The organism is Furfurilactobacillus milii (genome assembly GCF_009863985.1).
GTDB classification, from domain to species: domain Bacteria; phylum Bacillota; class Bacilli; order Lactobacillales; family Lactobacillaceae; genus Furfurilactobacillus; species Furfurilactobacillus milii_A.
Map to the genome: position 1 here is coordinate 75,892 of NZ_WEZT01000003.1, position 21,312 is coordinate 97,203.

At 43.0% G+C, this 21,312-nt stretch carries 20 protein-coding genes and 1 pseudogene; 9 read left to right on the forward strand and 12 right to left on the reverse strand.

Going from position 1 to position 21,312, the window contains the following annotated elements; all coding sequences use genetic code 11:
* Positions 1–23: 23 nt before the first annotated feature.
* The 4 genes from GB992_RS01725 to GB992_RS01740 form a co-directional block, all read right to left on the reverse strand.
* On the reverse strand, positions 24–2,378 hold the full coding sequence (locus GB992_RS01725) for a DNA translocase FtsK (protein WP_161000973.1): 2,355 nt from the start codon (positions 2,376–2,378) through the stop codon (positions 24–26).
* Positions 2,379–2,414: 36 nt separating this feature from the next.
* Positions 2,415–2,927 carry a tRNA (cytidine(34)-2'-O)-methyltransferase gene (locus GB992_RS01730; RefSeq protein WP_161000974.1) on the reverse strand — a complete coding sequence of 171 codons (513 nt, stop codon included), beginning with the start codon at positions 2,925–2,927 and terminating at the stop codon, positions 2,415–2,417.
* A 473-nt stretch (positions 2,928–3,400) separates the two neighbouring features.
* Positions 3,401–4,255 carry a methyltransferase domain-containing protein gene (locus tag GB992_RS01735; protein WP_162855587.1) on the reverse strand — a complete coding sequence of 285 codons (855 nt, stop codon included), beginning with the start codon at positions 4,253–4,255 and terminating at the stop codon, positions 3,401–3,403.
* A gap of 98 nt (positions 4,256–4,353) precedes the next feature.
* The gene (locus GB992_RS01740) at positions 4,354–5,562 is read right to left on the reverse strand and encodes an AI-2E family transporter (RefSeq protein ID WP_161000976.1); all 1,209 of its coding nucleotides are present in this window, start codon (positions 5,560–5,562) and stop codon (positions 4,354–4,356) included.
* Between the two features lie 223 nt (positions 5,563–5,785).
* Between GB992_RS01740 and GB992_RS01745 the strand changes: the two genes are divergently transcribed.
* A complete protein-coding gene (locus GB992_RS01745; RefSeq protein ID WP_161000977.1) occupies positions 5,786–6,823 on the forward strand; it encodes a lactonase family protein in 1,038 nt (345 codons plus the stop codon).
* Between the two features lie 41 nt (positions 6,824–6,864).
* The gene (locus tag GB992_RS01750; RefSeq protein ID WP_161000978.1) at positions 6,865–7,512 is read left to right on the forward strand and encodes a copper homeostasis protein CutC; all 648 of its coding nucleotides are present in this window, start codon (positions 6,865–6,867) and stop codon (positions 7,510–7,512) included.
* Between the two features lie 100 nt (positions 7,513–7,612).
* On the opposite strand, the gene GB992_RS01755 is transcribed toward GB992_RS01750, so the two are convergent.
* The 3 genes from GB992_RS01755 to yjbM form a co-directional block, all read right to left on the reverse strand.
* Positions 7,613–8,566 carry an RluA family pseudouridine synthase gene (locus GB992_RS01755; RefSeq protein WP_161000979.1) on the reverse strand — a complete coding sequence of 318 codons (954 nt, stop codon included), beginning with the start codon at positions 8,564–8,566 and terminating at the stop codon, positions 7,613–7,615.
* Positions 8,566–9,369, reverse strand: a complete 804-nt coding sequence (locus GB992_RS01760) for an NAD kinase (protein ID WP_017262795.1) — start codon at positions 9,367–9,369, stop codon at positions 8,566–8,568. The genes GB992_RS01755 and GB992_RS01760 overlap by 1 nt, the downstream gene beginning before the upstream one ends.
* A 68-nt stretch (positions 9,370–9,437) precedes the next feature.
* Positions 9,438–10,121 (reverse strand): GTP diphosphokinase, encoded by a 684-nt coding sequence (gene yjbM / locus GB992_RS01765; RefSeq protein WP_161000980.1) that lies wholly within the window; start codon positions 10,119–10,121, stop codon positions 9,438–9,440.
* Positions 10,122–10,434: 313 nt separating this feature from the next.
* Here yjbM and GB992_RS01770 point away from each other — a divergent pair, with 313 nt between their 5' ends.
* Positions 10,435–11,061: a DsbA family protein gene (locus tag GB992_RS01770; RefSeq protein WP_161000981.1), complete on the forward strand. Its 627-nt coding sequence runs from the start codon at positions 10,435–10,437 to the stop codon at positions 11,059–11,061.
* 89 nt (positions 11,062–11,150) lie between these two features.
* Here GB992_RS01770 and pepF read toward each other — a convergent pair whose 3' ends face one another.
* Both pepF and GB992_RS01780 read right to left on the reverse strand, forming a co-directional pair.
* The gene (pepF, locus tag GB992_RS01775) at positions 11,151–12,965 is read right to left on the reverse strand and encodes an oligoendopeptidase F (RefSeq protein WP_161000982.1); all 1,815 of its coding nucleotides are present in this window, start codon (positions 12,963–12,965) and stop codon (positions 11,151–11,153) included.
* Between the two features lie 57 nt (positions 12,966–13,022).
* A complete protein-coding gene (locus GB992_RS01780) occupies positions 13,023–14,078 on the reverse strand; it encodes a competence protein CoiA (protein WP_161000983.1) in 1,056 nt (351 codons plus the stop codon).
* 272 nt (positions 14,079–14,350) lie between these two features.
* On the opposite strand from GB992_RS01780, the gene GB992_RS01785 reads away from it, so the two are divergent.
* The 5 genes and pseudogenes from GB992_RS01785 to GB992_RS01805 all read left to right on the forward strand — a co-directional run bounded on the left by GB992_RS01785 (position 14,351) and on the right by GB992_RS01805 (position 17,559).
* Positions 14,351–14,539, forward strand: coding sequence for a CsbD family protein (locus GB992_RS01785; RefSeq protein ID WP_161000984.1), 189 nt, complete (start codon positions 14,351–14,353; stop codon positions 14,537–14,539).
* A 415-nt stretch (positions 14,540–14,954) separates the two neighbouring features.
* Entirely contained in the window at positions 14,955–15,605 is a 651-nt protein-coding gene (locus GB992_RS01790; protein ID WP_161000985.1) for a hypothetical protein, read from the forward strand.
* Between the two features lie 202 nt (positions 15,606–15,807).
* A complete protein-coding gene (locus tag GB992_RS01795; protein WP_161000986.1) occupies positions 15,808–16,182 on the forward strand; it encodes a transporter in 375 nt (124 codons plus the stop codon).
* A gap of 97 nt (positions 16,183–16,279) precedes the next feature.
* Complete coding sequence (locus GB992_RS01800) at positions 16,280–16,951, forward strand: hypothetical protein (RefSeq protein ID WP_161000987.1); 672 nt, start codon at positions 16,280–16,282, stop codon at positions 16,949–16,951.
* A 111-nt stretch (positions 16,952–17,062) separates the two neighbouring features.
* Positions 17,063–17,559, forward strand: a pseudogene (locus GB992_RS01805) (cupin domain-containing protein).
* Positions 17,560–18,045: 486 nt separating this feature from the next.
* Here GB992_RS01805 and GB992_RS01810 read toward each other — a convergent pair.
* The 3 genes from GB992_RS01810 to GB992_RS01820 all read right to left on the reverse strand — a co-directional run bounded on the left by GB992_RS01810 (position 18,046) and on the right by GB992_RS01820 (position 20,484).
* Positions 18,046–18,804 carry an adaptor protein MecA gene (locus GB992_RS01810; protein ID WP_161000988.1) on the reverse strand — a complete coding sequence of 253 codons (759 nt, stop codon included), beginning with the start codon at positions 18,802–18,804 and terminating at the stop codon, positions 18,046–18,048.
* A gap of 206 nt (positions 18,805–19,010) precedes the next feature.
* Positions 19,011–19,409, reverse strand: coding sequence for a transcriptional regulator SpxA (gene spxA, locus GB992_RS01815; protein ID WP_026017224.1), 399 nt, complete (start codon positions 19,407–19,409; stop codon positions 19,011–19,013).
* Positions 19,410–19,743: 334 nt separating this feature from the next.
* The gene (locus GB992_RS01820; protein WP_161000989.1) at positions 19,744–20,484 is read right to left on the reverse strand and encodes an MBL fold metallo-hydrolase; all 741 of its coding nucleotides are present in this window, start codon (positions 20,482–20,484) and stop codon (positions 19,744–19,746) included.
* 125 nt (positions 20,485–20,609) lie between these two features.
* Between GB992_RS01820 and GB992_RS01825 the strand changes: the two genes are divergently transcribed.
* Entirely contained in the window at positions 20,610–21,107 is a 498-nt protein-coding gene (locus tag GB992_RS01825) for a hypothetical protein (RefSeq protein ID WP_161000990.1), read from the forward strand.
* Positions 21,108–21,312 lie beyond the last annotated feature (205 nt).

Below are 21,312 nucleotides of genomic sequence, written 5' to 3' on the forward strand. Positions count from 1 at the left end.
AATCCTAACAAACACTACTACTCTTAATCATCATTTTTCGAGAAAACTTGACGTGGTCGTGAACCATCGGCTGGACCGACAATGCCGCGAGCCTCCATGTCATCAATCATTCGAGCAGCCCGGTTATAGCCAATTCGGAAGCGACGTTGTAACAGCGAGGTGGATGCCTTTTGTTGATCTTGAACAAAAGCCACGGCATCGTTATAAAGTTCATCAACTTCGTCCGCCCGGTCCTCATCGCTGTCTTCCTTCAGTTCCTCGTCGCTAACTTCCATGCTACCGTCGTACTCAGCCGTCTGTTGTTGTTTGATAAAATCAACAACTGCCGCGACATCTTTGTCAGAGATAAATTCACCCTGTACACGCGTTGGTTTGTTTTGATCAATCGGTTCAAACAACATATCCCCACGGCCAAGCAACTTTTCAGCACCGTTGGCGTCTAGAATCGTGCGCGAATCAATACCACTAGAAACCGCAAACGCAATTCGTGATGGCACATTTGCTTTAATCAATCCGGTAATGACGTCAACAGATGGCCGCTGCGTTGCCAGAATCATGTGAATGCCGGCTGCCCGGCCCATCTGGGCAATCCGAATAATGGCATCTTCAACCTCGGACGAAACGGTCATCATTAAATCAGCCAGTTCATCAACAATGGCGACCACATACGGCAAACGTGTCTGTGCCACATTATCCTCAGGGTTGGCATTGTTTTGATCAACCAATTTGTTATAGCCATCAATATTACGAACACCAAAGTTCGCAAACAGCTCATAACGACGCGTCATTTCATCAACCACTTTATGCAGTGCCTTGGCCGCCCGTTTGGGTTCGGAAACAACCGGTGTCAGTAAGTGAGGAATATCATTGTAAACAGACAACTCCACCCGCTTTGGATCAATCAGCATAAACTTCACTTCATTTGGCTTCGCCTGCATGAGCAAACTGGTAATGATCCCGTTGATTGCTACTGACTTCCCTGAACCAGTGGATCCAGCAATCAACAAATGCGGCATTTTCGTCAAATCACACATCACGATATTACCCGTCACATCCCGACCCAACGGCACGCTCAGCACTTTACCAGGATGCGCCGGCTCATGCTCAGCAACATCACGAAATGAAACAGTTGAAATCTGTTTATTAGGAACCTCGATCCCAATCAACGATTTACCGGGAATGGGTGCTTCGATTCGGATATCCTTAGCCGCCAACGCTAACGCTAGATCATCGGCCAAGTTAACGATTTTCGAAACCTTGACCCCAATAGCCGGGTGCAATTCATACTTCGTTACTGACGGTCCTAAGCTGACATTCTTAACTTCTGCATCAACGCCAAAACTGGCCAGTGTTTTTTGCAATGTTTGCGAATTTTTCTCAATCGCGTTGAGCTCATCCGTTTGATCAGTTTGCGGAATCTTGGTGAGCAGATCTGGTGTTGGTAATTTATAATCACTCAAATCCTCACTCTGGTCGCCAAGATCCAGTTCCTCCTGTTTTGGAGCTGGCGTACTCTCTTCATTTTGATCAGCCGCAACGGTAATCACCGGCGCAACAGGCGTTTTTGGTGCCGAACTAGCAGCTGCGGATGCCGGCGCTTCTGCTGACTGCTGGGCAGCGTGGCGGGTTCGTTTAGGCGCCAACGAAGTAGCCTGGCTCTCTGACTGCGATTGTTCCGGCTCTGTCGACTGCGCGTCAATCGGTTGATCCGGTGTCGCGTTTTTCTCAACCGCCGCATAAATAAAGTCGTGCAATCGTGAGCTTCCTTGTTTTGTCCACAGCACGAGGTGTTGACAAGTGACCACGATACCATGACCAATCACGGCAAAGGGAATATTCAGTAGAAACATTGCGCCGACAAATAACAAAATCGTCGAAAAAATTGCCGTCCCCAGGTTAGCAACTAAATGTTCACTCGCAGCATAAACGTAAGCACCAATCATGCCACCGCCGACTTTGCCATTTAATGTACCGCCCGCCAAATTATCGCCGAGCATTCCCCACGTCAATGAAACAAAATGAGCATGGTAATTCAGGCTAGCGAATAATCGCAAGTGGTCATAAACAAGGACACCTAGATAAACAAGTGACCCACCAATGACCCGTTTGACCGGCAACTTAGGCCATTTACCAGTAATGCCGACGACCAATCCAATTGCAATAAGGATAATTGCAAGTACCTGATTTGTGTTGCCGACAAAAATCGACAGAATGTTGGCTAGAAACACCCCCGCAACGCCTAACCTTAACAAGGCAAACAGCGCAAGCAACGCTACGGCAAAGCCAATAATATTCTTTGTATATTTAAAATCCTGTTTTTTCTTAGTTGTTCGCGGCCGTTTGGTCGTTTTTCTGCGCGTCGTTTTTTTTGCTGGCACGCTGTCAGACTCCTTTCAACACGGTAACTGTGAGGGCTACTTGAGTTTATCGTTTTTGTACCAGTGTGTTTGTTCCAAATGGTTGAAGCCCTGCTGACGAACGACTTCATAGATGACAATCGCAGCTGAATTAGATAAGTTCAACGCACGGATATGTGAGTCATCTTGAGGAATTCGAATCGCCTCATCAGGGTGTTGCCGCATGAAGGGCTCTGGCAATCCTGTCGTTTCCTTGCCAAACAGGAACCAATAATCATGGTCTGGCTTCGTATAGTCGGGATCAACATACGTTTGTTTGGCAAACTTCGAGACTAGAAACAGTTCGTCACCCTCTGGGATGGCAGCCATGAAAGCCTGCAAATTTTCATGATACGTAATGTCGACCTTATCCCAATAATCCAATCCTGCCCGCTTTAAATGCGCATCATCGGTGGAAAAGCCCAATGGTTCAATTAAATGCAAAGCAGTATCTGTCCCAGCACAAGTGCGGGCAATATTACCTGTATTAGCAGGCATCAATGGCTCAAATAAAGCAATGTGATTCGTCATTATCTTTCTCCTTGTTAACCTTTATGACCTTCTTTGGCACATCCATATCCATCATTGTAACTTACTTCTGTTGCTCAACTTCGATAATTACAGCACTCTTAAAAAGTCTTCAGTTGCTTGACGGGCGCTCTTCTCACATGACTACCATTACGATGAGATGCGCGACTGTAGTTTCCAAGAAACTAAAATTGGCCGCACAACCAGTGTTAACCATCATATCAGTAATCCGCACTGGCACTAAAAGTGATGTTTTTTAGAATCAGAGACTAAAAAAACGTAGTCATCTCGGTAATGGCATACGGCGAGACGCTACGTTAATGAAGTCCGAATCTGAAAGCCACTAACGAATCTGTTCGATATTGACCTCCAAATGATTCCATAAGCATATTAGCACTAGTTTGTTAACTTCGCAAGTGGTCTGGACCTGCAGTCAACGCCTATCTGACAGTCCTCAGCCGCCCTTAGCCAAATAGCTACGGTGTTTGGACAGTCAACACACTAACGTCAACGGTCACGGTGTCCACTGGATTGGCCAATAATGCCGCACGATGAGCATCATCACTCCCCCAACTTAACGGCGTCATTGCCATCATATCAGCAATGCGGTTCTTGCCGATGGGAAAGTCATAGCGCACCGTCGTTTGTTGCATAGCCGGATAGTGATCGGCAAACAACTCCACTACCCGATCATTCGTGTACAGATACTGCGGAGCCGATTCGTCATATAAAGCATGCCGCAACTCTACCAGGTAGTTCGCATTGGGCACCACTTTGATCAGGCTGCCACCCGGTCGACAAACACGTTCAAATTCCCGATAGGCCGATGGTGAAAAGAATTCCATCACCGTATCAAACGCATTATCTGTAAATGGCAGTTGTGCCAAGTCAGCAACACAAAAGAAGGCTTTAGAATCCAACTGTGTTGCGAGGTTTATTCCTGCCTTTGACAGGTCAAACCCAATGAGAACATCATCAGAATTGTTGCGCTCCTGATCCAACTGTACCAGCGGCGTCCCTTCTCCGGTGCCAACATCAAGAATCCGTTGACCCTGTGATGGCAATTGTTGGTTGACAGCTTTTACAATCGGCGCAAACAGCCCAGCTGTCAGCATCCGCCGTCGGGCGGCCAACATCGGTTCATCGTATTCAGTCACCACATTATGTTTGAGAAATGTGGCACTGCCCTTTTTATTTAAATCTAATGTATGGCCATTCGGACAACTAAGTGTGTGACCACTGATTTTTTCATAAGGCGTCTCACAAACCGGACAACGAAACATTGCTAAATGTTCTTGCAGATAAGCGGCGCCACGATCAATTTTTTTCATGATGCCCATTATACCATGACGCCGCCTAGCTCACTAGTTGCAATGAGGTGCACCATCAGCTACAAACTTCCCCGATTCACGACAGCGACCTAGACTGTTTATTTATCGACATCCTGTTTGCGGTTTACATTGTCGGAATTTTCATCAGCTAAAACATTGTGATGACGGTCTGCCTTATCAAACCACTGCGCATTTTCCCGCCAATACTGGTATAAGTGGCTCACAATTACTTTTAATACGGCGTATCCGGGAACCCCAAAGATAACACCCATAACACCGAAAATTTTTCCTGCTGCCAGCAATACGATAATGATCGTCACTGGATGAATTTTAAGTGATGAGCCCAACACCAACGGTGAAATCAGTCGCCCTTCAATTGTTTGTTCAACTGCAAACACAATAAGCACCTGAATTAGCATCCACGGTGACACAAACGCCCCTACGACCACCGCGGGAACCATCGCTAAAAATGAGCCCAGATAAGGAATCAGGTTTAAAATTCCGGCAACAATTCCTAATGTTAATGCAAATTTCAAGCCAATGAGTAAGTAACCGAGATAGAACATTAAGGCCACAAAGAAGGCAACGGTAAGCTGGCCACGAATGTAATTTGACACTTGATCATTAATTTCTTTTAGGACGGTCAAAAACGATTTCTGTAGCCGTTGCGGTAGTAAACGAGACACATATTCCGGAAATTGGTGGCCATCGCGCAACATGTACCATAATAAGAATGGAAATGTTACTAGGGCAACAATAACCGTCGTCACACTGCCAACAATACTGCCCAAGCCGCCAACAGTATTACTAGCGGTATTCTTCAAGAGCCCACTCAGTCCTTTTTGTAACTGGGTGTCATACTGATTTAAAATATCGCGCAACCACTTCATATCTGAGTCCTGCCAAAACGCCGTTGTCGAATTAATGAGGCTATCCCAATAATGCGGCCAATCTTTGATTAACCCAGTAAGTTGATCCTGGATGAGTGGCACAACTAAGACAACGCCCAGGACGACCAACGCCAGAATCACGGCAAATAGGCCAATAATTGTCCAAGTTCGGTGAACATGAAACTTGCTTTTTTCCAAACGGTCCACTAGCGGATTCATCAGGTAGTAAAAGACCCCTGCCAGAACCACTGGACCCCCAATAATACTGAAAAATTGTTGCAGCGGTGAAAAGACCCAGTTTACCTTATTCAATAACCACAAAATCAACAATACCAGCACCACAATCACTAAACGCAATGCTAGTTGACGTAAGCGACTAACAGGTCGTTGTCGCCGAGTAATGGTTTGTTTTTGCATAGCGGCCTCCTTACGTTTTCGCCCAGTCGTTTATTTCGGACGATGCTTCACTTTGCGTTAGTATAGCATAGTCGCCGAGCATTCTTCGCCCTTGGCGCCTGTCAAACAGCAGACTGATGCAACCGTTTGCAAGGTACTGTTAAGGAATCGTTTTCATTATGATATACTCAAGTGGTGAAACGCAGAACTCTGTGGCAATGCATACATTGAGGAGGAAGCACGCATGTTAGAAAAATTCTTAGTAGGAACTTATACCAAAAAGACCAGTCAAGGTGTTTATGAAATGGCGCTCGACACCACGTCTAATGAGCTAACGGCACCAACACTGGTTGCCAAGGCAAGTAGCCCAACTTATCTAGCTCTTTCCAAAGCAAACAAACTTTACACTGTTGACGGTGACAAAGCCGCTGGAATGGGAGGAACCTCAGCCTTTGACCGCTCCACTACCCCAGCAACTTTGCTAAACCACGCCTTTTCAAAGGGTACTAGCTCAGCCTACGTGGCAGTTGATGAAGCACGGCAACTCGTCTATGAGGGTAACTATCACATGGGGACGCTGAAAAGTTTCGCCATTCAGTCTGATGGTTCATTGAAATTAGCTGATGTTGTGACTCATCAGGGTGAGGTTGGTCCACTACCTGAACAGGCCGATGGTCCCCATGTTCATTACACGAATTTAACGCCAGACAACCGGTTAATTGTTTGTGACCTCGGCATGGATCAAGTAACTGTCTATGATGTCGCTGACGACGGTAAATTTAGCCTCGTTTCAACATACCAAGCAGAGCCAGGATTTGGCCCTCGTCATGTGGTCTTTAACCCACAAAAATCCATTTGCTACCTTGCCGGTGAGTTGAGCAGCAACATCTCCGTACTGAAGTATGACGAAGCTACGGGGACGCTTACACATGTTCAAACGTTAAAGACCATTCCGGCAGATTGGACTGCTCATAATGGTGCTGCTGCAATTCGCATTTCAAACGATGGTCAGTTTGTTTACGTCAGTAACCGTGGTTTCAATAGCTTAGCCGTGTTTGCTGTGGGCGAAGATGGTACACTGTCATTACGTCAGCAAATCAGTACAGAAGGCGACTTTCCACGGGACTTTGACCTAGACCCTTCTCAACAGTTTGTTGTCGCTGTTAATCAAAATACAGACAACGCAACCTTGTACAGCCGCAACGCCACAACTGGTCAATTAAAATTGATTCAAAAGGATGTTGCCGTTCCTGAACCGGTTTGCGTTCTGTTTGAAAACTAGCTAGTTGTTTTAGTTAGCCACAAACATCAAAGGAGCCAATTGTGAATACACCATTATTTAAAGAAGTTGCTATCGAAAATTATACTGACCTTCCCGCTGCCATAGCAGCTGGGGCCAACCGCATCGAGCTAAATGACAATTTGGCCGTCGGTGGCACAACGGTGAGTCGTGGTGTTATGAGTGAAAGTAGTCGTTACGCTGCTGAACACCACATCCCCCTCACCGTCATGATTCGACCACGCGGTGGCAATTTTGTCTATAACGATACCGAAATTAAAATCATGGAAGCTGACCTATTTTCTGCCCAAGAACTTGGTGTGGACGGCGTTGCTTTTGGTGCTCTAACCCCAGACAACAAGTTAGACACCGATGCACTAGAGCAGCTCATGGCAGCGGCTGGTGGTATGAGTGTTACTTTCCACATGGCCTTTGATGCAATTTCGCCTGATGATCAACCGGCCGCTATCGACTGGCTAGCGGATCATGATGTTGATCGAATTCTCACGCATGGTGGGCCCTTAACGACGCCAATCGACCAAACGTTGCCACAATTGAAAAAATTGGTTGAAACAGCATCTGGTCGGCTGATTATCATGCCGGGTGGCGGAATCACGGTAGACAATGTGGATCATATTGCGGAAGTGCTCAGTGTTAAGGAAGTTCATGGTACGCATTTACTGAAATATTGATATTTTCACGGTTTTAAAAAAAGCGCTTGGCAAAATTGCCGAGCGTTTTTATTATGCCTATTTTGAAAATAAACTGCTTTTTTTGAATCAAAAATGCACGTTAATTAACATCAAGATCCGCGTTAAGCTGCTGCATCACAGTATCAACATTAATTTCATAACGTGTGAGCAATTGCTGTATATCTTCTGCCAATGGCGCAGTTAATTGCCGTTGAACATCTGCAAATGGATCATAGAAGTCCAATCGTTCACAGGCCAGCGCTTGACGGTTCAATCCTTGATGTAAATCTCCCTCATACAGCTGATCACCGACTAACGGATGTCCTGCACCGGCAAAGTGAACCCGAATTTGATGCGTCCGACCAGTGTGGAGTTTAACCTTCACTACTGAAAAATCGCCAGCTGTTGCCAGCACCCAAAATTCGGTCCGAGCAGCTTGTCCAGTCTCCCCCGTTTGCCGTTTGATAAACGATGTCGGGTCGCGCTGAATTGGCTGATCAAAGTTACCATGCTCTGGTAGACCCGTGCCACTGGCAACGGCCAAGTACGTCTTTTGTAGCGAGTGTGCCTTCAATTGTTGATCTAAAACGGAATGTGCCATGTGATGTTTACCAAACAGCACCAACCCACTCGTATCTTTATCTAACCGAGTAACAATATGAGGCACCTGTAACGGAATACCATGAGTAATGAAATAGCCCTTCGCCCGGTTAACCAATGTATTATTAGCATAGTGATGGGCCGGCACAGATGCCACTCCAGCAGGTTTATTAACAACCAAAAAATTATCGTCCTCATAGACAATTGACAACGGTAAATCTGAAATGGTTACCGCCGCATTCGCTGGTTCCGGTGGCAAGATGATCGTAACAACATCGTTAGGACGGACATTATCAACGCTCCATGCTGGTCGGTGATTGATTGACATCGAACCACCATGAAACTTGATCTGGATTAAAACGGCATGAGAAACGCCATGTGCGCTCAAAAATGTTCGTAGCTTTACCGTTTCGTGCGTTTGATTACGCCACTCAAAGCGTAACGGATAGGCCATTACAAGACATCCCCGATAAAGGACTCACGAACACGTTGCCAGAATGCAGTATGCCGATACTCAGCGAAGTAAATCCGTTGCTGTGATACTTTAAACGTAATTTCCTTGACCAACCGTTCTGGCGTTAAAAATTGATCACAACTGATGGCAAAATTATCAGCATCCTCTGACCGTAACGTCACCCATTCATCCTTACCGATGATAAACGAGGCACCTAACGTCCGGAACACCCGGTTGTTGATGGAGGCAATTTCTGCCATTTGAATGGCCTCGATGCCAGGATGAATAACCGCACCACCCAATGATTTATTGTATCCCGTTGAACCAGTTGGTGTTGAAAAACACAAGCCATCCCCACGAAAACGTTCTAATAATTGATCTTTAATATACACGTCACAAACTAAGGTCTTAGCAGCCTTTTTGACAGTCGCTTCATTGAGCGCCAAAAACTGATGCGGTGCTGTTTCACCTTTGTAAGTGATATTGATATCTAAAAGCGGATAGCTGACACTTTCACCATTATCATGCGCCAGACTGTTCACGAGCTGGTCCGTTTCATAATCACGCCAGTCCGTATAAAAGCCAAGGTGTCCCGTATGCAAGCCGACAAAACGAATCTTTGCCAGCTCTGCCCGATAGTGATGAAAGGCTGATAACAAAGTGCCATCCCCACCAACTGAGACCACCACGTCCGGGTGTTGGTCATCAATCGGTAAGTGTGCCTTGTTCAAAGCTGTCGTCAACCGTTCAATGACAGCCCGCGTTTCATCGTTTGGATAATAACTATAAATCGCAACTTTCATACTTTGTTCTCTACTCTCTCAATTACATATGACCGTCTCGCCGTACGCAGTAAACATCGATCACACAATTATTTGGTTTCATTCGTCGGCGTCGAAGAAACGTCGTCATTACTTCGCTGACCCACATCATCAGAAGAATTGTTTGGATTCTCGTGTGGTTGTGCTTCAGAAATATCTTCTCGAATTGCCGACATTTCTTGATCCAACCTGAATGCCGCCTCACCAGCTCGTTCCAAACGACCTTGCAACTCCTGAGGAAATTCACCCTGATATTTGTAATTTAGGGAATGCTCAATTGTTGCCCAGAAATTCATGGCTAATGTTCGCACCTGAATTTCCGCAAGGATGCGTTTTTCACCCGTCAGCATCTGAACCGGGTAAGACACCACGATATGATACGAACGATAGCCACTGGGTTTAACGTTTGAGATGTAATCACGCTCTTCCAAAATGGTCAAATCCGTTCGTTTACGCAATAAATCGACGACCTGATAAATGTCGCCAACAAACTGACACATAATCCGTAGCCCTGCGATATCCTGCATGTCTTCTTCCAAACGATCTTCGGCGACATGACGACGAACCATTTTTTCCTTAATACTATCAACAGGTTTCACCCGTCCGGTAACAAACTCGACGGGTGACTGTAAACCGGCATCCTTATATTGTTTACGGATACCTCTTAATTTTATTTTTAATTCCTCGACCGCTTGCTCATAAGGAAGCAAAAAGTGGGACCAATCCTCAATCATCGAATGACCTCCTTGATGATTCATCGTTTGTTGAACAACCTCACGGCGGCCAACTAACTGCCAACAGTTTACCATACTTTGGGACACTAGCGATGAACCGCCAGCGAAGCTTAGTAACACACCATTCGAAACGTTTAACTTTACATTTCCGGTAAAATCGGGCATGATAGTCCCAGTTAAGAAACGCACAGTGGCGCAGTTGTGCTAATGCGCAACCGATTGCCTTATTAAGTAAAACGTTTCATTATTATTGTATTTATATTCTATGACTTTTTATTTAATTTTTTAAGATTGTTGATATGGAGGATATCCCGTGTTAGAAATTTATCTGTTTGTAAATCCACTCGGAACAAATTGTTATGACTGTGAGAAGCAGATTAACCAGATCTCTGCCCAGACTAAGCGCAAACTTCAAATTCAGTTTGTCCCAATGCTTAATTTACAGACGATAAGCGATACATTTCACCGAATGGCGGCGGATCACCCAGAGTTGGACCGCAACACCCTAGCAGAACAAATGTATCAAATTATCTTAGATTACAAAGCCGCTTCTTTTCAGGGAAAACGGCTTGGTCGTCAATACTTTCTGCGTTTGCAGGAGCACATTCTGGTCAACCACGAAGCTTACACAGAAGAGCTTGGTATCACGGTTGCCCATGAATTAGCATTAGACACAGCGATGTTTATTGACGATCGTCGAAGCAAACTCGCTGAAGATGCGTTTGGCGCTGACCAACGTCTGGTCTCCGAAATGGGTATTGAACACCCAAGTCAAACGGTCATCTTCGACGTTGAAGATTTTGATTGCGGCTTGCTGATGGAACATTTCGATTACGACACGCTGTTAGAAATCAGTGAACATACAATAAACAATAAGCTAACAACGTTGCCACAAGCCATTAAACAAAATCACGACAAAGTCAATTTACGCATCCTTTAACCTGAACGGAACATTAAATGAAGAGCCTTCAATCAGTACGCTACCGATTGAAGGCTCTTTTTTATCAATTCAAACTTGAACGAAACATGTTATTTTTGCGAATTGTCAATTAACGTTTCAAATTCATTCAAGCGTTGTTCAAAGACATCAAATGCCCGACGCAAGTAATCCGGTTTCGTCATATCAACCCCGGCCATCTTCATTACATCCAATGGATATTGTGAACTACCAGCCTTTAAGAAGTCCAAATAATGATCCAAGGCTCCTGGTTGATGGCTGGTAATACCATGCGACAACGTCGAGGCAGCGGCGAACCCAGTTGCATACTGGAAGACATAGTAATTGTAATAGAAATGTGGAATGCGTGACCACTCCAAAGCAATTTCCGGATCTGGGGTTAAATCTTTCCCATAATAAGTTTGATTCAGCTTGCCATAAAAGTCTGACATCCGACTAGCAGTCAACGGATGACCCGCAGCATCTTCTTGGTGGATCCAGTGTTCGAATTCTGCGAATTGTGTTTGCCGATAAACAGTTCCCTTAAAACCATCCAGGTAGTGATTCAAGACGTAGGCCCGTACTTTAGGGTCGTCATTATTATCAAGCAAATATTGAGTCAACGTATTTTCATTAGTTGTCGATGCAATTTCCGCTACGAAAATAGAATAGTCGCCATACTGGTATGGTTGGTTATGACGCGTGTAATAACTGTGAATACTGTGGCCCATTTCGTGAACTAAGGTAAATAATTCCTCTAAATTATCCTGCCAGTTCAACAAAATATATGGATTGGTATCGTAAACACCAGATGAAAACGCCCCGCTCCGTTTGCCTTTCGTTTCGACCACATCGACCCACCGATTATCAAAAGCCTCTTGAACGTGGCTAACGTAATCCGGGCCCATCACAGACAAAGCGCGTAAAGCCTCCTGCTGAGCTTCTGGATAGGTGTAACTCAGCGGTGAATCCCCAGTAATTGGGGTATACAGGTCATAAGAATGCAAATGATCAACACCTAAAATACGTTTGCGCAAACTAACATAGCGGTGCAATAGGTCAAGATGGTTATTAACCTCTTCAACAAGCGTGTCGTAAACACTTTCAGGAATATTATTTTCTGCTAATGCCGCAGCACGAGCGGTTGGATAATGATGCACGCGCGCTGTATAATTATGCGCCTTAACGTTGCTAGACAGCGTCGAAGCAAACGTATTCTGGAATTGTTTATACACCTTGTATAGTTGTTTAAAGGCCGCACCACGGACAGAACGATCTGTTGATTGCAACAGGACGCCATATACCCCCTGAGTCAAACGAACATCGTTACCTGCCTCATCTTTCACGATTGGGAACTCCAAATCCGCGTTATCTAAAACACCGAACGTTTTTGCCGAAGCTTGGAAAATATCCCCGGCTCCCGCCAATAATGCTTCTTGATCTGCTGGTAATGTATGATCACGTGCTCGATCTAAGTCCTCAAAGAAATGTTTGAACGGCTTTAACTCATTAGCATTCAACCATTCACTGAGTGTCTTCTCGGGAATGGCCAAGACTTCTGGTTGGAACCAGGCCAATGCGCTGGCAACCTTAGCCACCAAGTCATTAGCCTGAGCGGCCAAGCCTTGCGCCGCTTGGTCACTAGTATCTTGTTCTTGCTTCAATGACGCATACACATCGACATTTTCCAATTCGTGGTAAACGTCAAGTAGGTAAGCCACGCCAGCCGCAAGTTGCTCTGGTGATTCTGCTAAATGCCCTTGATGGGAGGTAACTTGCTGCAGCTTCGACTCAATTTGGTGATAAGCGTCTGTCCACGCTGCATCAGTTGCGAAAATTTGAGTTAAGTCCCACTTTAGCGTCTCTGGAACTTCATCTCTAGTAGGTAATTGTTTTACGTCTGCCATAACGACCTCCAACATTTAAAATAAGAAAGCTAATTATATTTTAATCACTTTTTAACTTTACCATACTTTTCTATTAGTTGGATAGTCGGACAACTGTTTTACATGCTCGCTACTAAAAAATGCTTTACATAGCTGAATACTCACCCGCTGTCGCATCCGTTCATCAGCCAGCTGTAAGTTTGGCAACCACTGGATTCTGGGCAAACTAATCCTCGTCCAAGCAAACTGACATTGACGTGATGATACATTTGGATGACGCCACCACCATAAGTAAAGCGGAATCCGCCAGTCTAAGGGTGAATTTATTGAAATCGGCATTTCATAAACATCCCCCAGCACCCATTGCGGCAATGTTGTTAGGCTAGTCCCTGCCTGATAACACAATGCTTGCCATCGCATAAAATTAGGCTGTCGGTGATGTAACCCAAACGCAATGGCTCGTTGTCGATGACTCAAATTTGCTCTGCTAACTGAGTGCATCTGAAATTGCGTTTGCTGTTGTGACCAATCCATCCAAGATGTCCAAGTATCAAATGACTGTTGAGAATAGGTGATCGGCAATAATGCCACTTCGCCTAAATGATGCAAAACAATCAGTTGCCGACGTTGTGTATGCCAGAACAATAAATATGCGCCAGTTTTTCCTCCCCAGCGAATAAACTTGGCAACTTTGCTTAGCGACAACCGTGGTTTAGGCCAATATGGTTGACCAAGCAGCCATATTTGATGAAAGTCGTGTTCGCGATATCCTGCCACTCGCTCAGAAAAGCGTTGTAAATCAATTGGACTGCATTGAAATTCAACAGCCGTTTGATTGTTGACAAGCAGATCTGGCCGTTGGTGAATCACCTTCAATGACTGTTCCAGCATAACTTCATTATCTTGCTTTTGTAGCCACTCGGATAACTGTCGTTTGCCCAACAAATGTTCAGAAGTCTCACCCTCTGAAAAAGTCTGGCAATCTGCTAACCGTTCATGTGCAAAATAGGGTTGTCGCACTCGCCCACGTCGCAAATGAACGGCTCCATGACAAGCAGGACACTGATATTGGTTTTTCTCAGCAGCACTAGCCGCCACAAGTTCACCACCTTCACCACTCAAAGCCATCAACATTGTTCTCACCTCCACCTATTACATACGCAAAGACGATGTGATTTGTTCGTAAAAAATCAGATTGAGGATTCATTTTCTCCGGATACTCACGAGGCGCTACTAAAATTTAGTGTTTTCAACGTTTCTTCTTGCTCACTCCATAGATTAAATTTTAACTATCCCGATACCTTCAGTCATTTTTTGATAGATAAGCACATTAATTGTTTACTAACGCTTTATTTGAAATAATGTGTGTATCGGTAAATGTCACTAATGCAATAGGAGGTCTCGATATGAGTACAGAAGATAAGATCGACAGTACGAAACACAAGGTCGCTGGTAAAGCTGAAGAACTTGAAGGAAAGGCAACCAACGATAAGGGCCGTGAAGCAGAAGGCAAAGTGGAAGGCTTGATGGGTAAGGCCAAAGAAAAACTAACCGACGCCGTAGATAACGTTAAAGACAAGATGGATAAGAAATAATCTTTAGAAGAAGGCTTTTGGGCCTTCTTTTTTTGTGCTTGTACATCCCTTTAAAACCCTTGATCACTCTGAAAACCGTTTATGTAATGAAATAAACGGTACTGATATTTCAACTTGATTCTGCAACAGGTACTCATTTTGAAAAGTTCGAAGTTTTTTTGATATCTTCCATTCAAATTAATCGTCTTATCTTTTAAAAGTTATTAGCTTCCCTTATACTAGGATTACGGCGTTGAAATCTTAGGCGTCCCCTGTCCATTTACGAACAATTTAAACGAATTTATTTAACCCAGCGATTATTTTTTAGTACATACGAACTTATAACACTGAAAGCCACGCATTGATTGATAACAAATAAATTTTTGTCCAACGCTGATGACATTAAAAGCTGACATCATTCAAAGGAGACTTTTACATGAAAAAGTCAAACATTGCTGCTACAGTCGCAATTTCAGGCATGCTTGCTGGAGCAATATTTATTACAACAAGTATCTCCTCCCCTCAAATCGTTGCTCAGGCAAAGGCCGTACAAAAACAGCTTATTCCCGGAACGTACACGGTTGGAAAGGACCTCAATGCTGGCCGTTACACAGTGACAGCAACAGGTGGTTCAGGAAACTTTAGTACTGAACCCAAGCACTCTCTCACTGGTGAATCTGTGAACGAAATTTTGCAACAGGACGACCCTGACATGGGAGTTTCACAAGTAACTGCAGACTTTGCTAAGGGTGATAAAGTAGAAATTTCCGGAATGGCAGGTGCCAACTTTGCTCCCGTAACTAATCGTAACAAGTCAAACGCTTCGTCTCTCAGCACTGGTTATTGGGTTGTGGGCAAAGATATTAAGGCTGGTAACTACACCGTAACCCCTGCTGATGGTCAATCCGGTAACTTTATGGTAGATCCCAAAAGTTTAACTGGCAGTGATGTCAACGAAGTCTTAGGTGGGGATACCGATATGCATCAAGTTCCAAAAGTTAATGTGTCACTTCATAAGGGTGATAAAATAACTGTTTCCGGAATGAACTCTGTAAACTTTGTTAATAGAGGCAAATTCTATAATTAATCCGAACAGAAATTAAAAAGCCCAAAGCAATCACTTACAATGGTAGTAGCTAATTCCAACCAATATAGGGAGTGATTACTCACTTGAACTAATTAATCAACGACCATTAAAAATACATCATCAACAGACTGCCATTGAAAGATTCCGGGCTTGTTCGGATTAAACTTGTAATTTGCCTAGATAAATTTAAGGAGCGTTAAATATGCAGAAGTTAAAAATTAATATGTGGGCCGGCATTTTGGATATTATTAATTGTGTCTTATTTGCGATGTCATGGTTTGTTATTTTCGGTGCAGCATTTTCTGACGCAGCTACAGGTACGCACGCCACAAGTGGTGCGGGCACATTATTTTATATATTAGCTTGGGCTGGTGTTGTTTTAAATATTGTCGCATTGGTTCAGTCACGTCGACACAATATTTCGATTGTTGGTTCAGTCCTAGGAATTATTGGAAGCGCATTATTCGGCTTTACAGCTATCCTAGCCTTCCCTGCAATCGTTGTCTTGATTATCGCTGCAGTATTTGTAATGATGCAACATCCTGCTAAAAAAAGTAATGATGCAATTGTAAATTAGCCATTATTGGTCGAACGTGACATCTCATAGGGAGACTTGGCCGTGAGTTCGAATCTCACCACGTTCATTTCTACAATTAACATATCTGGTAGATAACATGAAAAAGTCCATTATATTAGGCGTAACAATTTTGAGTACTCTATTACTGACGGCCTGTGGTGGTAACAACGCAAAAAGCTCAAGCGAAAGTTCACATGTCAGCAAAGCATCAAGGCAAAATAAAAAGGCCCGTCAACAATCAAGTGACAAAACCAAATCCAAATCTATTTCGGAGCGTAATGATAGTTCTAATAAAGCGGCTGCTACTAGTTCACAATCAGTAGCAGAATCCCAAAGCGAAGCTGAGTCCAGTTCCATAGCATCGGCACAACTATCTAGTCAAGCTGCTGCCAGTTCGATTGCAGTATCACAGTCTGCTGCTAATTCATCGAATATTGCCAAACAAAGCCCAACATCGAATAATGGTTCACAACGGGCCGCAACCCAATCAACATCTGGTATTTCTATGGATGAAAATACGCTGACTGGATTCCTTAACAAATATGGCGAATCACCTGCTGCCTACAAAATTGATCACGGTATGAGCGTTCAGCAAGCTTTGAATAGCACACCTGACAATATGCTTTCTTCTGGAGAGATTCAGGACAAAGCCGCGATGCAGCAAGGATACTTGAATTCTGATGGTTCTCCCACCGAAAAACAAGTCTCTGTTCAGAATGACACTAACTCAGCTAATAATTCTGACGTTAATTCAGATTACGGGCAATAAATGAAAGGTAAAAAAAATTTAGATTTATGGTTAAAGACCGTTCAACTCTGCTAATATATTTTCATCAAGTATTATGGCGAAATATAACTGAGTTGGTGGAGGAAAATATACGTGACAAAAAATGAGATTATTGAAACTTTGCAACTAACACCACATCCAGAGGGCGGATGGTTCAAAGAAACTTCACATAGTAAAGATACTTTTTTAGAAAACAAAAGCAATGAAAAGCGGTTCTTCTATACGAGTATCTACTTTTTGTTAGATGGCTCATCCCCCTCACATTTTCATCGCTTAACTCATGATGAACTATGGTTCTTCCACAAGGAAAGCATTTGTTTATCCATTGCATTTTCCCGGATGGTCACTATGAAAGAATCGATTTAGGAAATGAATTAAATAAAAAGCAGAAACCTCAATACTGCGTTCCGGCCGGAACCATATTTGGCTCTGAGACCGCTGTGGATACTTCCTTTTCTTTAGTAAGCTGTGTGGTTTCGCCAGGCTTTGACTACAATGACTTTGAACTTTTCACCAAACAAGAGTTACTTGCCAAGTATCCAAAATATCAAGAAGTCATTAACCGCCTAGCGTATGAGAAAGTTAAATAGTAAAGACGGGATAAAAATTGCACTGGCTTTTTAAAAAAAACACTCAAAGGCCCGTAGTTCTGCTGTTTAGAGCGCTCAACTTATTACTTATTGTTGGTTCGAGTTCAACGGGGTCTATCGTGACAATTGTGATAACTAATTATCAAAAGTGACTATTGATCGCTTTCATAGAATACATAGTTAGCCATTGATAATTAAATCAATACGAAGTGAAGAACCTAGGAACCGTGTTACCTCTATGCAGTCCACTGTGACAAATCCCCCTTCAATTAAATGAAGGGGGATTTTTGCGGTTCTCACGCTAAAAAATCAAATCTATTTAAAAGCAAGCTGCTATCCTCAAAGAACTAAGACTTATAAAAGAGCAGTCAGCCATTTAAGCTATTTGCTTTTTTGGGGTCTTAACTTTAAGGAAAATGGAGAATGTTCCTAAATGGGAAATTCCGTTAAATCAGATGTTTAGTGTCCTCTAGGTTCCTAAAAAGCCTAGCCAAAATAATGTCGTGCTAACTCAAGCGCTGAAGTTTCCATAATCTTTTCACCATGCTCTGACAAAACATCACTAGTAATCGTAGTTTTGTTTGCGTATTCCAAAGCCACCGCCACATCATCTTTGATAGTTTCTGGAGTGGTTTGATCCGTGAAAAAGACCAAATCAAGGTAATATTGATCACGGTATTTATAAAGATTTGATACAGCGCCATCTAAATGAAGAACCTTAGCAATTGAAACAAGATCTTCAAAGTCGTTCAGACGAAGCACAACCTCCCGCGTAGGAACGTTAGGATCAGAAGTATAATTCTTTAAAGCCTCAGGATCATTATCATCCGTGGCTTCACTACTGATTGTTGTTTTACGATCATCATCGTCTTCTGAATCCTTACCCTGCAACTGTTGCTTTAAAAAGTCGGAAATCTGATCAGTTGATGCATTGTCACCAAAATCGACTGCGCCACTAAAGCCAGCGCTGGCTGCATCAAAATCATCAGTCCCATCGCCTTCATCGCCAACATTCTTGCTGATAAACAGCTCTAAACCGTGGCGATTTGGCAAAACTTGAAATGTGACTGCGTCATTATCCTGAAATTGATGATCTACATCAACTTCCTCTAAGATGCTGTAAAAGAATCGTTCTATCTGCTGATGATTACCAAGTAGATCAAGCACTGTGATGCCACGGGCAGATAAATCATCATTGCCAATAACGACTCGAATTGTATTCTCGTTAATGCGTTCCATTTCCATGCGAAACACCCCTTTCGCAAAAGGAATTCCATCCTAAATGTTTATTCATATTTTAGTCCTCTAATCGTCAAAGTAAAGTTTAATCAACTATTTTTAACGGTTTCTATTCGCTCAATCACTGTAGTGCATAAAGATAACAAAAAGACCCAACCTATGCCATTATCCCATAGATTCGGTCACTTGCAAATTAATCTCTAAGCGTAGTTTTATAAATTTGCTAATCGTTGTGCTTCAGCCAATTCCAGTGCACGAACATCACGTGGCAAGAAGCGGCGAATTTCATCTTCGTTGTATCCCACTTGAAGTCGCTTGTCATCCATAATAATAGGACGACGTAACAAAGCCGGGTTTTCATGAACAAGATCAATTAACTTATTCATTGGCAGATCATCAAGATCAACATGAAGATCTTGGAAAACCTTCGAACGTTTGGAGATGATTTCTTCAGTTCCATCTTCTGTCATTCGTAAAACAGTTTTGATTTCATCGGCTGACAGCGGTTCGGCAAAAATATTCCGCTCTTTGAAAGGAATATTGTTTTCAACGAGCCATGCACGAGCCTTTCGGCAAGAAGTGCAACTCGGTGAGGTATAGAGCGTAACCATGTTACTCATAAATTGTCGTCCCCCTTTAAGCATGTTGCGAGCGTTATGAGATCTCTTATCTCATGCTTATATTGTACAGCACGTTCACAAAAAAATAAAGAGGGTTTTATAAAGACAGGGGAACATCTATTCGTAAATTTAAAAGACATATTTTTATAATTTGTATTTTAGTTTTCTGTTAAAATACAGAAAACAGCATAAGTAAATAAATATATTACTACGTTTATTATTTTAAACGAATTATATCGATAAGTTCAAACGTATACAAATCGGTTCAAAACAGCGTCACATAGGGATTGTGCTTCTTTTTCGTAAGTAAAATAGTTGTGCTATGTTAAATAATAATTTGATTAATGTCTGATGCCAATTTAACTTGTATTTTTTTGCCAACAATCAATTGTGCCTCTTCTTTTAATGATTCCAAATTGCCTGTTTGCGGTAAATGAGTCAATATTAGTTGTTTGACCTGCGCAGTTTTGGCTAAAGCACCCGCTTGAGTGGATGTCATGTGCCACATCTTGCCAGTATGATTTGCATAAAAGTTAGTGTCAACCATTAACAAATCCGCTGCCTTTGAGAAGCTATTTAAGGTATCGGTCACTGCACTGTCAGCTGTGAATACCAATGTATGGCCAGTCTTTGTTTCCGTAATGCGTACTGCAAAAGTAGGAACTGGATGAACAGTTCGCGAAAAGGTAATCATAAATGGTCCAAGAACTAAGGATGACTGCGGATCATACCCATGACCTTCCGTTGCCCCTGCCCACGTTAAGGCAGCAAAATTCAACGGATCTTCTGTATTACCATAGATCGGCAGTACAGCGTGTTTACGCGCGCCCTGCTGAAGTTGCCATTCATATTGAAGCACGCCCACATCCGCTGTGTGATCGTGATGGTAGTGCGTCAACAATAGCCCATCAAGTTGTAATGGATTCAGCACTTTTTGCAATGCAAGCAAAGTGCCACTTCCGGCGTCAACCATTAAATTATAATCGTCGCTCTGCAATAAATAACCGCTTGTACCTACTCCGTTTGCGGGATAACCGCCATAATAACCCAGTATTGTTAATTTCATCGTTTTTTCCTCCTCTCTAAAGGTAACTCATTCATGAAATTAATTCGAATAATGAATGCCCATATTTTGCACATCATTTAAAGGTGCGCTTATAATTAAGGTAAATAAAGCATGGAGGTATAATTATGACATCGGCGATTTCCTTAGCATTCGGCACTAAAAACATTTTACAGAACTTGCAGGCACAAAATCCTCAAAACAAGTTGATCTCCCTATCTGAAACAAGCGGAGTCGCGCGTCTCATGCTACTGGATGTAAGTGGTCTGCCAACAGTATTTGCAAACCCCATTACGTTCAAAGTACTAAACGAGTTGCCTCAACCGGCATATAAGGACTTTTTCGCTTTTATCAATTTACAGTTGGATCCAGATCACGCAAAGATTTTACGCGCAAGCGTTGATCATTTTTTAGATCAGGAACGGCCCTTAGGCTTGCGAGCGTTTGCCTTACTGGAGAAGGACAAAGCTAGCAGCGAGTATACTATATTAATGTCTTGGGATCATGTTAATGACTACCACGCCTGGATTTCTAGTACTTCGTTTGCACCTTTTGAATCGTTTTACAAACAGTCCCAATACAGTTATCGTGAAACTGCATATAATCGTGTTAGCCTGACACGCTAAACATTACATTTAGAACGTACACATCCTAATAAGAGAACCTTTCAGCAAAAATGTTGTTTTCGCTGGAGGGTTCTCTTATTCTGTCATAGACAGAAATTATATTTCATTCTTGAATTGTCAAATTAAGTGCAACACTACATTAAAGAATATTTCATAAGGCGTTTTCCATCCGAGACATTTACGGGGACGATTATTCATTTGTTCT